The organism is Blautia sp. CAG:237 (assembly GCF_000436615.1).
Lineage (GTDB): Bacteria > Bacillota > Clostridia > Lachnospirales > Lachnospiraceae > Blautia_A > Blautia_A intestinihominis.
The window spans coordinates 17,378-31,732 of the sequence record NZ_FR886743.1 but is presented as its reverse complement, the minus strand read 5'-3'; the positions used below and the strand labels follow the sequence as shown (position 1 = coordinate 31,732).

The window sequence follows — 14,355 nt, the reverse complement described above, 5'->3', positions numbered from 1 at the left end:
GATTATGACAAGATCAGCAGCAGGCGTGGATTATAATCCGTTTCAGTTTTTTCAGAGACTGGTACTTACGAGACCGAGAGAAGTTTATTATATCGGAGGCAGCGATGTCCTCCCGGCACCATTGGAACCGAGGAGAGAAGCATATGTGATCAGCAAGCTGGATACAGATCAGCACCAGGAAGCCAAGGCAATCCTGATTGAACATAATTTAAGGCTGGTTGTCTATATCGCCAAGAAATTTGATAACACAGGAGTAGGTGTGGAGGATCTGATCTCGATCGGTACCATAGGTCTTATCAAAGCAATCAATACGTTTAATCCGGTCAAAAATATCAAACTTGCAACCTATGCTTCCAGATGTATTGAGAATGAGATTCTGATGTACCTTCGCAGGAACAGCAAGACCAGGATGGAAGTTTCCATTGATGAGCCGCTGAATGTGGACTGGGATGGAAATGAACTTCTTCTTTCGGATATTCTGGGAACAGACGATGATGTGATCTCACGCAGGATGGAGGATGAAGTGGAGATCAAACTTCTCGGAAAGGCGATCAACAAGCTTTCTCCGCGGGAGCAGATGATCATCAAACTGCGTTTTGGCCTCAACAATGCAGAAGGCAAGGAAAAGACCCAGAAAGAAGTTGCAGATCTTCTTGGAATCTCCCAGTCCTACATTTCCAGACTTGAGAAACGGATCATGAAGAGGCTGAAGAAAGAGATCGTAAAATATGAATAAAGATGCAATACACACAGTTACTGTGAACGAAGCGGACAGTAACAGATTCTGTTTATAAGAGAGCGCACCCGGGCATATACATAAAGAGAATATGCAAAAGGGTGTGTTCTTTTTGAAAAAATGTGTAATGGAACTGATAATGGCGTGCTTTTTGCTGATATGTTTTTATTTTCTGTCCAGACAGGCTGCGACGGTGTCTGTCTGGATGAATTCCGAAGAGGCAGAACAGAAAGGGAATGTAATCGTACTGGATCCTGGACATGGCGGAAGTGACCCTGGCATGATCGGTATAGACGGACTGGAAGAAAAAGGAATCAACCTGTCAGTGAGCCTTCTTCTCAGGGAAAAACTGGAAGAAAAAGGTTATACAGTTGTTCTGACAAGAGAATCGGATCAGGGACTCTACGATGATTCAGCCCAGAACAAAAAAGCCCAGGATATGCAGAGAAGGATCGCACTGATTGATGAAACTGCACCTGTGCTGACTGTGAGCATCCACCAGAACAGCTACCATGATCCCAGCGTAAAGGGACCGCAGGTCTTTTATTATGAAACGTCCGGTGAAGGGAAAGAACTGGCAGCAGATCTGCAGGAAAGTCTGAATACGACACTTGAAGTTGAACGGCCACGGGAGATCAAAGGAAATACGAGCTACTATCTCCTCAAAAGAAGCAAAGGAGTACTGGTGATCGCAGAGTGCGGATTCCTGACCAATCCAGATGAAGCAGATCTTCTCCAGACAGAAGAATATCAGGAGAAAGTAGCGGATGCACTGACAGATGGAATTGTGACATATTTGCGAAAAGTATAAAACTTTTTTGCTATTGATTTCGTATTCTGTTATACTGACTAGAGGATCGTAAGAAAAGTAAGTGCAGGATAAAATACAGGAATTATGATACAGAAAGTACGATCCCGGAGGAATAGGATATGTTAGGAATTATTTACTGTCTGCTGGCAATATTGATCGGAAAAGAAGTGGCAGGCATGTTTTTCGTCTCTGGAAACAGGAATAAGAGTACCCGTACAAATCAGTTCTGGATTCTGGCTTCCGGAGCCCTGGGAACCGGACTTTTGATCCTTGGATGGATCACTTATATGATTTCCTGGGCGGCAAGCGCACTTGGAGCGGAGAAACCACTTATTTATGGAAATCTGGCAGTGATGGCAGGAGCGGCTGTTTTTCTGGCCCTTCTGTACGGCAGACGTTATCGAAAAGAGAATTCGATTCTGTCAGAATATGAACAGGCTCTGATCCACGATAAGAAACAATTCCGGAAGGAACTGATTTTGCTTGTGATCCTTGCTGTATTTCTTACATGGATCATGTTCTATGTTTTTTACATAAAAGACGGTGTCCTTTATTCCGGCTATACGGTTTATGGAGACTATGCACCGCATACAGCGATGATGAGGTCTTTCTCTCTTGGAAACAATTTTCCAACGCAGTATCCACATTTTGGCGGTCAGGATGTAAAATATCATTTTATGTTTCAGTTTCTTGTAGGAAATCTGGAATTCCTTGGACTGCGGCTGGATTTTGCCTATAATATCGTCAGTATTCTGGCATTACTGGCATTTCTGATGATGCTTTATAATCTGGCACTGCGGATTACCGGAAGTTTTGCAGCTTCTGTAATGACGATCGTTTTTTTCTTCTTTCGAAGTGCACTGACGTTCTTTCATTTTGTGCTGGAGCATCTTCAGGCAGGGGATCTTATGGAAACGTTCAGGAATAATATGAACTTTATCGGTTATACGCCAAATGAAAACTGGGGACTCTGGAATTTTAATGTTTATCTGAATCAGAGACACCTGGCATTTGGACTTCTGATCGTTACACTGGCTCTGTGGATGTTTCTGGACTGGGTGGACGCAGGCTGTGCACATGAGGAGAAAGGCTGGAACTGGCTGACCGGAAGAATATTCAGCAGGGAGGCATGGAAAAGCCGTAACCTCGAAAATGCATTAATGGCAGGTATGATGCTGGGGCTGACTTCTTTCTGGAATGGAGCGGCTGTGATCGGAGGACTTCTGATCCTGTTTGGATTTGCGGCGTTCTCCGACGGAAAGCTTGATTATCTTGTGACTGCCATAGCAGCAGTTGTTTTTGCAGAGCTTCAGGCGAAAGTTTTTATCTGGGGCGATGCGGTAAGTACTTCGTTTTACTGGGGATTTCTGGCAGAGGATAAATCACTGCACGGGGTACTGTGGTTCCTTTTGCAGATGAGCGGAGTTTTTTTTCTTGGCGCACTGGTACTTCTGTATTTTCTGAAAGACCGCAGACAGAGAGTGCTTCTGACAAGTTTTCTCTTTCCGTTGATTTTCGCATTTTGTATTTCGCTGACACCGGATATTGCGGTAAACCAGAAATATATTATGATCTCCTACGCATTTGTGGCAATGTTCTGGGGATGGGCATTTGTGAAACTGTTCCAGAAGGGGATCTGGCGGAAACTGGCAGCAGTTGTACTCGCCATCTGCCTGACGATCACCGGTATCTATGATTTTGTGATCATTGTCAGGGACAATGGCCCGGGAAGAAGGGTGTCGGTAAATCTGAACAGTGCACTGACAGACTGGCTGGCAGAGAATCTGACGAGTGAAGATCTGATCCTGACACCGGAATACAGCATCAATGAGGTGACAATGGCGGGTGTCATGATGTATATGGGATGGCCGTATTATGCATGGTCAGCGGGTTATGACACATACAGACGCGCGGACATCGCAAAAACAATTTACAGTTCAACTGATGAAAATACTGTGAAAAAACTTGTAAAGCAGGAGAAAATCACCTATATTTTATTCGAAGATGGAATGACGTTTGAAGAAACGGAATGCAGAGAAGATACGATTGCAGAGGCATTTCGTCTTGTATACCAGTCAGAGGATGGGAGAATAAGAATTTATGAAACCTGAAATGATTAAAAAAACAATAATAAGAGTCATACCGGCAGCCTTTCTTGTGGCGCTGTCTGCGTTCCTTCTCAAAGGAGATGTGTGGACATTCTGGACCTGGTATCTGCTTGCAGGAGTACTGGGGATTGTGGGAATGGCGGTTACAGGACGGCTGTTCCGGGGATTTGCGGATAAGGGATGGATGTTTTCAAAGGTTGTTTCCATCACGATCACAGGATTCCTGACATGGTTTCTGGTATCCGTCAGAATACTGAAATTCACGACTGTTACCTGTGTGGGAATTACGGCGGCATTTGGCGTTGTCTGCATTTTTCTGTATGAAAGACAGCGGAGACAGGGATATGACTGCCTGCCGATCGAAAATCTGGATCTTGTTTATGCAGAGGAGATTCTGTTTTTTGCCGTATTTCTTCTGTGGACCTATCTGGCAGGATTTCATCCGGCAGCACACGGGACAGAGAAATTTATGGACTATGGTTTCATGGAAGCCATGATGCGAAGCAAGACACTTCCGGCAACCGATCTCTGGTATTCCCAGGGCAAGATCAACTATTATTATGGCGGTCAGTATTTCGCCGTATTTCTGACGAAGCTTTCCGGAACGAAAGTAGAACTCACATACAATCTGATGCGTACTTTTGTGGCAGCGTTTGCTTTTGTACTTCCGTTTTCGCTGGTACACCAGATGACTCTGGACATGCAGGGCAGAGTTTCAGGATGGAAGAAGAATCTTCCGTCCATCACAGGCTTCCTTGCAGGTCTGGCAGTTTCCATTGCAGGAAATATGCATTATGTTGTCTATGCACAGATTATTCCGCTGATCCAGAAATTAAAGGGCGAGGAAGTGAGCAGCTACTGGTTTCCGGATGCGACACGCTATATTGGATTTAATCCGGATGTGCCGGATAAGACGATCCATGAATTTCCGTGCTATTCATTTGTATTAGGAGATCTCCATGCACATGTGGTAAATATTATGTTTGTCCTGCTTCTTCTGGGACTTCTGTATGCATGGATGAAGAAAGTACGGAATACGACACCGTCTGTGGAAAAACAGGGCCGGAAGAAATTCTGGATGAAGCAGCTTCTGATGCCGCAGATCCTTGCAGCGGCAATGCTCCTTGGAATGTTCCACTGGACAAACTACTGGGATTTCGTTATCTATTATGTTGTGACCGGCGGAACGGTTCTGTTTATGAATATTATCTGCCTTAAGGGTGATATCAGGCGGATCGCTGCAGTGACAGCAGCACAGGCAGTCGAGATCTTTGCCATTGCGACAGTGATCATCCTGCCGTTTACTTTACAGTTTACAACAATGGTGCAGGGCGTGAGACTGGCACAGAATCACTCCCTTCCACACCAGCTTCTGATCCTGTGGGGACTTCCGACAGTTCTGACGCTTGTATTTGTAATTTCGCTGATCGTGGAGAAACTCAAAGGACTGGAGCATAAATCTCTGTACCGGCTGATGAAAGCAGTCCGCACGCCGGACCTGTTTGCGGTAATTATGGGACTGTGTGCGATCGGACTTGTGGCGATCCCGGAACTGGTTTATGTCCGTGATATTTATGAGAACGGAAATGCCCGTGCGAACACCATGTTCAAGCTGACTTATCAGGCGTATATCATGTTTGGAATGACGATGGCATACGTGATTTTCCGCCTGCTGATCGTGAATCGCAAAAAGATTCTCAAAGCGATCGCAGCGATCGGGCTGGTTCTTCTTCTGTGGACCTGCGGATATTTTGGAAGAAGCGTAAATTCCTGGTTTGGACAGGTTTTGGATCCATCCCAGTATAAAGGACTGAATGCGACGGCTTTCCTGGAGACAGATTATGTTGAGGATGTCGGTGCGATCAAATGGCTCAAAGAAAACATCGAAGGTTCCCCGGTAGTGCTGGAGGCAAACGGCGACAGCTATTCTGAATACGAACGAGTTTCCGCTATGACCGGTCTTCCGACAGTCATGGGATGGTATGTACATGAATGGCTGTGGCGAAATGACGTAGCTGACCTGAATGAGAAATCCGGCGAAATCGAGACTATCTACACTTCGACAGACACTGCGAGAGTTCAGGAGCTGATTGAGAAATATGATATTTCCTATATCTTTGTAGGCTCCTGTGAGAGAGAAAAATATGGCGAGAACCTTAATAATGCAGGGCTGGAAAGCCTTGGTGAGATCGTATATCAGGATCCGGATTATGAGACCTATATTGTGAAGATTGAGAAATAACCCTATAAATCAGATGATTATGCGTCAAAATCGCCTGTTGTACATTTCACAGAAATCTACTATAATAGAGCACATGAGAAAATCATGGAAAAATCTACATCCTTCAGTAAAACTGAACGGAGTGGACAGTAACGAAACAGAATGAGAGGACATACAGAAATGAAAGCGGAAGTTGTGGCAATGGATGCAGAGCATCTGGATATGGAAGCCATACAAAAAGCAGGAAAGATATTAAAGGAGGGCGGTCTTGTCGCTTTTCCTACGGAAACAGTTTACGGACTTGGCGGCAACGCCCTGGATCCGAAAGCATCCATGAAGATTTATGCGGCGAAGGGCAGACCTTCCGATAATCCGCTGATCGTGCATATCGCAGACATCGACGATCTGGCAAAAATCACGACAGAGATTCCTAAGGGCGCACGTATCCTTGCAGAGAAATACTGGCCGGGACCGCTGACCATGATCCTGCCAAAAGCAGATATTGTGCCGAAGGAGACTACGGGAGGGCTTGATAGTGTGGCAGTACGTTTCCCGAGCGACCGTATTGCACAGGAACTGATTAAAGCTGCCGGTGGTTTTGTGGCAGCACCGAGCGCGAATACTTCAGGCAGACCGAGTCCTACGATGGCAGAGCATGTCGAGGAGGACCTGGGTGATGCGATTGAGATGATTATTGACGGGGGACAGGTCGGTATCGGTCTGGAATCTACGATCGTTGATTTCACCGAGGATGTACCGGTAGTCTTAAGACCTGGCTATATTTCGCTTGAGATGCTTAAGGATACACTGGGGGATGTCCGTATGGACAGAGGTCTTCTGATCACTGACAGCAGTGTACATCCGAAAGCACCCGGAATGAAGTATCGGCATTATGCACCGAAGGCAGATCTGTCCATTGTAGAAGGACCGCAGGATGAGGTGATCGCCTGCATCAACCGTCTGACCCGTGAAGCGGCATCAACCGGGCTGAAGACAGGAATTATCGCGACAGACGAGACGAAAGATCAGTACGCAGACGGACTGGTTTTAAGCATAGGCAGCAGAGAAGAAGAAGAGACGATTGCACACCATCTTTATGGGGTACTGAGAGATTTTGATGAGGCGCAGGTCAATGTGATCTATTCAGAAGCTTTCTATACACCAAGGATGGGTCAGGCAATCATGAACCGGCTTCTCAAGGCGGCCGGACACAAAATTATCAAGACACAGGAGGAAGAGAAATGATAGCATTAGGATGTGACCATGGCGGTTACGAACTGAAACAGGAGATCATCAAATATCTGGAGGAGCATAATCTGGAATATACAGATTTCGGATGTGACAGTCTGGAATCTACAGATTATCCAATCTATGCAAAGCGAGTGGCAATCGCTGTCCAGAGTGGTGACTGTGATAAGGGAATCCTTATCTGTGGAACCGGAATCGGTATTTCCATCACAGCAAATAAATTCAAGGGAATCCGTGCAGCACTGTGTTCTGACTGCTTCAGTGCAGAGGCAACAAGACTTCACAATAATGCAAACATCCTTGCAATGGGTGGAAGAGTTGTAGGCCCGGGACTTGCGGTCAAGATCGTAGATACTTTCCTGAACACTCCGTTTTCTGAGGAGGAACGTCATATCCGCAGGATCAAACAGATGGAAGAAGATACAGATATCGTGGATGTGAATCCGGAAGTATAAATCGCAATCATAAAATATACAAAAAATTACTGCCGGCTTTCTGGAATATCAGGAAGCCGGTAAAATTTGGCTATTGTCAGCAATAACAAAATTTGCGGGGGAGGTTTTTACAGAAGATGTATAATCAAAAAAGAAAAGGCTATATTTCCTGGGATGAATATTTTATGGGTGTGGCAATGCTTTCAGGCATGCGGTCGAAGGATCCAAATTCTCAGGTGGGGGCCTGCATCGTAAGTGAGGATAACAAGATTCTTTCAATGGGTTATAATGGATTTCCGAAGGGCTGTTCTGATGATGAGTTTCCGTGGGCAAGGGAAGGTGAACCACTGGATACGAAGTATCTGTATGTTACGCACAGCGAATTGAATGCGATTCTGAATTACAGAGGCGGAAGCCTGGAAGGGGCGAAACTTTACGTTTCCCTGTTCCCGTGTAATGAATGTGCCAAGGCAATCATTCAGTCCGGTATCAAGACGATCGTTTATGACTGTGACAAATACGAGAATACACCATCTGTGATCGCGTCCAAGCGAATGCTGGATGCGGCAGGAGTACGTTACTATAAATACAAACGGACAGGCAGAGAGATCAATCTGACTGTCTGAACAGGAGAAAATTTTGAAAGAAGAAAAAGAGAGCATACAGGCTAAGTCCGGAAGCAGAACTTCCCTGCCCGGATATATTATAAGTGTTTTACTGCTGGTGGCATCACCGGTAGTTATGTTTTGTGCTGTGCAGATGATCACCTGGCTGAGCGGTCAGAAACAACTGGGACATATAATGTTCAGAAATGTTGTAAAATCACTGACAGAAATTCCGGTAGATTATGTCATAAAAAATATGTGGATCTATATAGCAGTGCTTTTTGTACTGATCCTCATCTTTCGGAAGATTCGATGGGCAGTACTGGTATATGGAGTACTGCTGACTGTAATTACACTGGTAAATTATTATGTCGTTATGTTCCGTGGGCAGGCATTTATGCTGCTGGACGTTCTGGGAATGGGAACAGCAGCGGATGTAATGGGAAATTACAGTTTCACGGTACCGCGGCATCTCAAAATAATACTGTTTTTTGAGGCGGCATTCCTTATCTTCCAGTTTGTATTCCAGAAACTGGAACTTGGAAAAAAGAGCAGGAAAAATCTGATCTGCCGTATGGGAAGTCTGGTAATACTTTTTATTGTAGCAGTGCAGGCACTTCCACTTCTCAAGAATGCACAGGGAGTTAATCTCTGGAATGTTAACAAAGACTATACTCAGAAAGGGTATTTATACACACTTTTACTTGAGGCGCGGTACATCAGTGTTGAAAAGCCAGATGGTTATTCACAGCAGAAAGTAGATGAAATCCTGGCAGAAAATGAGAAAGAAACTTCCGAAGAGAAGAAAACAGCTGCAGGAAACCAGACTGTTCCGCAGAATATTATCATGATCATGAATGAAAGTCTTGCGGATTTTGAAAGTACAGGTGACCTTCAGACGGATACAGAAATTCTGCCATTTATTCACAGCCTGAATAAGAATGTGACGTATGGTAAGCTGCATGTACCGACATTTGGAGGTGGAACAGCGAGATCCGAATATGAGGCTCTGACAGGAAACAGTATTCAGTTTTTCCCAGCAGCCTGCCAGCCATATGAACTTTATGTCAGGGATCCGGAGTATGGCCTGGCAGATATCCTGGGGTCACAGGACTATGAACCTGTAGCAATGCATCCGAACAATGCATCCAACTGGAATCGCTCTAAGGTGTATGTGAGAATGGGATTTGATGAATTCCTGAGTATAGAGAACTGGGGCGATGAATTTTGTGACAGAGTCCGTAAACATTATTACAGTGATGCGACTGTCTATGACAAAATAATTAAGATGTATGAGGATAAAGAAGAGGATCAGAAGCTTTTTACATTCTGTGTGACGATGCAGAACCATGGCGGTTATGATGAAACTACAAATGGAGAAGACTATGAACCGGATGTCAAATTAAATTATGATGAAGAATATCCGTATGCAGAAACCTATCTGTCACTTGCAAGACAGTCGGATCTCGCGTTTAAGGATCTTCTCACATATTTTGAAAAAGTTGACGAACCAACAATGATCGTCATATTCGGAGATCACTGGCCGCAGCTTGAGGATGGCTTTTTTGAACAGCTCCTTGGCAAAAAGAAAAGCAGTCTGGAAACTATAGAATCTCAGATAACTTACACTACACCATATATCATATGGACAAATTACCCGTCTGAGACAAAAGAAGAGGATATCAGCTGCAATTACCTCGGATCCAGCATGCTCGAAAAAGCGGGTGTTCAGCTTACGGAATATGAACAGTTCCTTGCCAATCTGAAAGAGGAACTTCCGATCATCGGAGTGGGTGCAGTGTGTGATAAAGACGGAAACTGGTATACTATGGACGATCTTCCGGAGAAATACCAGACCCTTCTGAACGAATATCAGATTCTGCAGTATAATAACCAGTTTGAGAAAAAACAGATCAGAGAGAGTGCTTTTACAGTTGAGTGAGGTAAAATCACTCTTGACATCACCAGATATTTCGAATAGAATAAATATCAAATATGCAGAAGTTTTCTGGCATAAATAAGATAACGGCGATGAAGAGAATAGTACATGAGGAGCAATCTCAGAGAGGAATCCATATGGTGTGAGGATTCTGTGCGCGAATCGTGGAACCGGCCTCGGAGCTCTGTACAAGTGAAGTGCAGCGTAGATCCAGCGTTAAGGGAGCTTGAGAGAGCAATTTTTTTCTGGCATACAGGAGTTGCTAATTAGGGTGGTACCGCCGAAGTCCTTCGGTCCCTTTACCGGGATCAGAGGACTTTTTTTATATACAGAAGCCTCTGATCTGATATAAAATCATTTACAGAAAAGGAGAAAATCATGGCAAAGAAATTAGTAGAAGCTATCACTTCCATGGAAGAAGATTTCGCACAGTGGTATACTGACGTTGTAAAAAAAGCAGAGCTGTGCGGTTACACAAGCGTAAAAGGATGCATGGCGATCAAACCGGCAGGTTATGCGATCTGGGAAAACATCCAGCACGAACTTGACCGTAGATTCAAAGAGACAGGTGTACAGAACGTATACATGCCGATGTTCATTCCGGAATCTCTTCTTCAGAAAGAGAAAGACCACGTAGAGGGTTTTGCACCGGAAGTAGCATGGGTAACACACGGTGGACTGAACGAACTTCAGGAGCGTCTCTGTGTACGTCCGACTTCTGAGACTCTGTTCTGTGATTTCTATCAGAAAGATATCCAGTCTCACAGAGATCTGCCGAAGGTATACAACCAGTGGTGCTCTGTAGTCCGCTGGGAGAAGACAACACGTCCGTTCCTTCGCTCCAGAGAGTTCTTATGGCAGGAAGGTCATACTGCACACGCAACAGCAGAGGAAGCAGAGGAGAGAACGATCCAGATGCTGAACCTGTACGCTGATTTCTGCGAAGAAGTTCTGGCTATCCCGGTCATCAAAGGTCAGAAGACAGACAAAGAAAAATTCGCAGGTGCAGTAGCTACCTACACAATTGAGTCCCTGATGCATGACGGTAAAGCACTTCAGTCCGGTACAAGCCACAACTTCGGTGACGGATTCGCCAGAGCATTCGGCATTCAGTACACAGACAAGGACAATACACTGAAATACGTACACCAGACATCCTGGGGTATGACAACACGTATGATCGGTGCGATCATCATGGTTCACGGTGACAACAGCGGACTTGTCCTGCCTCCGAGAATCGCTCCGACTCAGGCAGTCATCATTCCGATCCAGCAGCGCAAAGAAGGCGTTCTTGAGAAAGCAGATGAACTGTCTGCAGCACTCAAGGCAGCTGGCATCCGTGTCAAAGTAGACGACACCGACAGAAGCCCGGGATTCAAATTCGCAGAGCAGGAAATGAGAGGAATTCCGGTTCGTATCGAATGTGGACCGAAGGATATCGAGAACGGACAGGCTGTTATCTGCCGTCGTGATACAAGAGAGAAATATGTCGTTTCCTTTGAAGAACTTGCGTCCAAAGTTCAGGAAGTTCTTGATCTTATGCAGAAGGAAATGCTGGAGCGCGCACGTGCACACCGCGATGCTCACACTTATGTTGCAACAAACTACGAAGAATTCAAAGACACCATCAACAACAAACCGGGCTTTGTCAAAGCTATGTGGTGTGGAAACCGCGAGTGCGAGGACAAGATCAAAGAAGATGTTCAGGCAACATCCAGATGTATGCCGTTTGAACAGGAGCATCTGAGCGATGTCTGCGTATGCTGTGGAAAACCGGCGAAGAAGATGGTTTACTGGGGAAGAGCATACTAATATGAAATTAACGATTCCATCCGATGCAGAAGAAATTCTGCGGGTTTTAAATGAAAATGGTCATGAGGCTTATGTAGTCGGAGGCTGTGTCCGGGATTCTATTCTGGGACGCTGCCCCAACGACTGGGATATCACCACTTCTGCCTCTCCATATCAGGTCAAGGAATTATTTCCACGCACGATAGATACCGGGCTCCAGCACGGTACTGTCACGGTAATGATGGATAAGGAAGGTTATGAGGTGACAACTTACCGTGTGGACGGTGAATATGAAGATGGCCGTCATCCGAAGCAGGTGACGTTTACTTCCAGTCTGGAAGAGGATCTGAAACGCAGAGATTTCACGATCAATGCCATGGCATACCATCCGAAGGAGGGAATTGTCGATCTTTTTCACGGGATGGATGATATGCAGAACAAGGTCATCCGCTGTGTAGGTGATCCGCTGGAGCGCTTTCATGAGGATGCACTGCGTATCATGAGGGCAGTGCGTTTTTCGGCACAGCTTGGTTTTGAGATCGAGGAAGAGACGAAGGCGGGGATCAGCAGACTGACTCAGAATCTCCGGAATGTCAGTGCCGAGAGGATTCAGGCAGAACTTGTGAAGCTTCTTGTCTCGCCGCATCCGGATTATCTCCGTGTGGCATATGAAACAGGAATCACGAAAGAATTTCTGCCGGAGTTTGACCGCTGCATGGAAACGGAACAGAACACCCCGTACCATTGCTTTACCGTTGGAGAGCATATCCTGCACAGCCTTCTTTATGTGGAGGCGGACAAGGTGCTGCGCCTGACGATGCTGCTTCATGATATTGCGAAACCGGTTATGAAGACCACGGACGAAAACGGACGGGATCATTTCAAAATGCATGCGGTAAAAAGTGAGGAGATGTCGAAGCAGATCCTTCGCCGACTGAAATTTGATAATGATACGATCATGCAGGTTTCCCATCTGATCCGTTATCATGACGACAGACCGGAGGGACAGATGAAATCTGTGAGAAGGGCTGTGAACAGGATCGGGGAGGAACTTTTTCCATTATATCTTAAAGTCCAGAAAGCAGATATGCTGGCGCAGAGCGAATACCGCCGTGATGAAAAGATTGCCCGGCAGGAGAGCGTAAAAGCTTGCTATGAGGAAATGTTGAAGCAGAATCAGTGCGTTTCCCTCAAGACACTGGCAGTGACCGGAAGAGATCTGATCCAGGCAGGATACAAGCCGGGACCGGAACTTGGCGAGATCCTGAACCGGCTTCTGGAGCACGTTCTGGATGTTCCGGAGGATAATACAAAAGAAAAATTAATGTCACTCATCTGACATCCTTAAGGCTGTTGCGGCTGCACATGAAGCAGTACTGCGGCAGTCTTTTTTGCATTTCTGCGTGAAGGGGTACATAAGATAGAAGGTACAAAAACAAGAGGGGGATTTTAATTTGTATGATTATGGACTCAGTACGCTGGAACAGTACAGCCTGACCGTGCTCTCCACAGCCCGCACGCGGGGGGCGCTTCTCTGCCGCTGCGAGGAGGGGCTTTTTATCCTGAAAGAATTCAAGGGGACGGAGAAGAAGCTTAAGAAGCAGCAGGAACTTCTCGAGGGACTTTCGGCTGCCGGCTGCCGGGTTGACCGTTATCTTCCGAATAAAGAAGGAAATCTGGTCAGCCGGGACCGTGATAATATCCCATACACACTGCAGTTCTGGTATGAGGGAAGGGAGTGCGATACCAGGTCGGAGGAGGATATCCTGCGGAGCGTGCGGACTCTGGCACAGATGCATAAATATATGAAACTTCCACTGGTTCAGGATTATATGGAACCTTCACTGGAAGATATCTATCAGAGACATAATCAGGAACTGCGAAAGATCCGTAAATTTATCCGCAAAAAAGGGGCATCCTGTCAGTTCGAAAAACTGTATCTGGCGACGGTGGAGGATTATCTGGAAAAAGGTGACATGGCACTGGGGCTTCTGCGAGATTCTGCCTATTCGAAACTTCGACAGGATGTGACAGAAAACGGCTGGATCTGCCACGGGGAGTATAACCAGCATAATGTCCTTATGATCAGAAAAGAGACTGCAGTCACCAGCTTTGAGCACTGGGGCTTTGATGTGCAGATGGCTGATCTGTACCGTTTTATGCGAAAGATCCTTGAGAAATATAACTGGGATGTGCGGCTTGGAATGAAAATGCTCAGTGCCTATCACAAAGAAAAAAGTATCTCGGAGGATGAATGGCAGAATATCCATATCCGCTTTCTTTATCCGGAAAAATACTGGAAACTGGCAAACTATTACTATTCCCACAACAAAGCCTGGATCTCAGAAAAAAACACGCAGAAGTTAAAGAAGCTGACAGGGCAGAAAGAAGCCTGGCAAAACTTCGGAGCAAAATGTCTCGAAAATTATCCTTTTTGATTGCTTTTTATCAGGAACAAGGTT

The 14,355-nt window shown here is 45.6% G+C and carries 11 protein-coding genes and 1 other annotated feature; all 11 genes read left to right on the top strand.

The window, feature by feature from the left end; all coding sequences use genetic code 11:
* Positions 1–4 precede the first annotated feature (4 nt).
* The gene (gene sigE, locus QZL69_RS08580; protein ID WP_022214802.1) at positions 5–736 is read left to right on the top strand and encodes an RNA polymerase sporulation sigma factor SigE; all 732 of its coding nucleotides are present in this window, start codon (positions 5–7) and stop codon (positions 734–736) included.
* A gap of 103 nt (positions 737–839) precedes the next feature.
* A complete protein-coding gene (locus QZL69_RS08575; protein ID WP_319638473.1) occupies positions 840–1,547 on the top strand; it encodes an N-acetylmuramoyl-L-alanine amidase in 708 nt (235 codons plus the stop codon).
* A 119-nt stretch (positions 1,548–1,666) separates the two neighbouring features.
* Positions 1,667–3,658 carry a hypothetical protein gene (locus tag QZL69_RS08570; protein ID WP_022214800.1) on the top strand — a complete coding sequence of 664 codons (1,992 nt, stop codon included), beginning with the start codon at positions 1,667–1,669 and terminating at the stop codon, positions 3,656–3,658.
* Entirely contained in the window at positions 3,648–5,897 is a 2,250-nt protein-coding gene (locus tag QZL69_RS08565) for a DUF2298 domain-containing protein (protein ID WP_022214799.1), read from the top strand. Before QZL69_RS08570 ends, QZL69_RS08565 begins: the two co-directional genes overlap by 11 nt.
* 159 nt (positions 5,898–6,056) lie before the next feature.
* Positions 6,057–7,121 (top strand): L-threonylcarbamoyladenylate synthase, encoded by a 1,065-nt coding sequence (locus tag QZL69_RS08560; RefSeq protein WP_022214798.1) that lies wholly within the window; start codon positions 6,057–6,059, stop codon positions 7,119–7,121.
* Positions 7,118–7,579 carry a ribose 5-phosphate isomerase B gene (rpiB, locus tag QZL69_RS08555; RefSeq protein ID WP_022214797.1) on the top strand — a complete coding sequence of 154 codons (462 nt, stop codon included), beginning with the start codon at positions 7,118–7,120 and terminating at the stop codon, positions 7,577–7,579. Before QZL69_RS08560 ends, rpiB begins: the two co-directional genes overlap by 4 nt.
* A 116-nt stretch (positions 7,580–7,695) precedes the next feature.
* Positions 7,696–8,184 carry a deoxycytidylate deaminase gene (locus QZL69_RS08550; protein WP_022214796.1) on the top strand — a complete coding sequence of 163 codons (489 nt, stop codon included), beginning with the start codon at positions 7,696–7,698 and terminating at the stop codon, positions 8,182–8,184.
* Positions 8,185–8,197: 13 nt separating this feature from the next.
* Positions 8,198–10,105, top strand: a complete 1,908-nt coding sequence (locus QZL69_RS08545; RefSeq protein WP_022214795.1) for an LTA synthase family protein — start codon at positions 8,198–8,200, stop codon at positions 10,103–10,105.
* A gap of 80 nt (positions 10,106–10,185) precedes the next feature.
* Positions 10,186–10,404: a binding site (T-box leader), on the top strand.
* Positions 10,405–10,480: 76 nt separating this feature from the next.
* Positions 10,481–11,914: a proline--tRNA ligase gene (proS, locus tag QZL69_RS08540; protein WP_022214794.1), complete on the top strand. Its 1,434-nt coding sequence runs from the start codon at positions 10,481–10,483 to the stop codon at positions 11,912–11,914.
* 1 nt (position 11,915) lies between these two features.
* The gene (locus tag QZL69_RS08535) at positions 11,916–13,232 is read left to right on the top strand and encodes a CCA tRNA nucleotidyltransferase (protein WP_118698106.1); all 1,317 of its coding nucleotides are present in this window, start codon (positions 11,916–11,918) and stop codon (positions 13,230–13,232) included.
* A gap of 115 nt (positions 13,233–13,347) precedes the next feature.
* Entirely contained in the window at positions 13,348–14,331 is a 984-nt protein-coding gene (locus QZL69_RS08530) for a CotS family spore coat protein (protein ID WP_022214792.1), read from the top strand.
* The last annotated feature ends 24 nt before the right edge of the window (positions 14,332–14,355 follow it).